A 448-nucleotide genomic window follows, 5' to 3' on the forward strand; every position below is an offset into this window, starting at 1 on the left:
GGCGTTCTCAAGGACCAAGTGCAACACCTCCTACTGTAAGGTGCCGCCATGGCGAAAATCTACCAACATCTGACTACCCAGGAGCGCGCCGTCGTCATGACCATGCGCGCCGACCTGTGCTCCACCCGATCCATTGCTAAACGCCTTTGCCGTTCGGCCAGCACGATCAGCCGCGAGCTCAAACGCACCAGCGGCAACGGCGTCTACGATGCCAATCTGGCCCATGCACAATGCCATGCCCGCCGCCTGCTGCCACGTCGCCTTCCCAAGCTGCACAAGGACGGCGCCTTGTTTGAAGTGGTCCGGCATCAGCTAAAACTGCTCTGGTCACCGCAGCAAATTGCGCGCAAACTCAAGCTCCTTTGGCCCAACAATTCTGAGAAATCTGTGTCCCACGAGACCATCTACAACGCCATTTACATGCACCCCCGTGGCGAGCTCAAGCGCG

General features: G+C 58.9%; 1 protein-coding gene. It reads left to right on the forward strand.

Annotated features, from left to right (window positions below):
- Nucleotides 1-48: 48 nt before the first annotated feature.
- Nucleotides 49-448 (forward strand): helix-turn-helix domain-containing protein (locus tag CR105_RS27545; protein WP_143752842.1); only part of this gene is annotated, 400 nt, incomplete at its 3' end.

The organism is Massilia eurypsychrophila (genome assembly GCF_002760655.1).
GTDB lineage: Bacteria > Pseudomonadota > Gammaproteobacteria > Burkholderiales > Burkholderiaceae_D > JAFCUW01.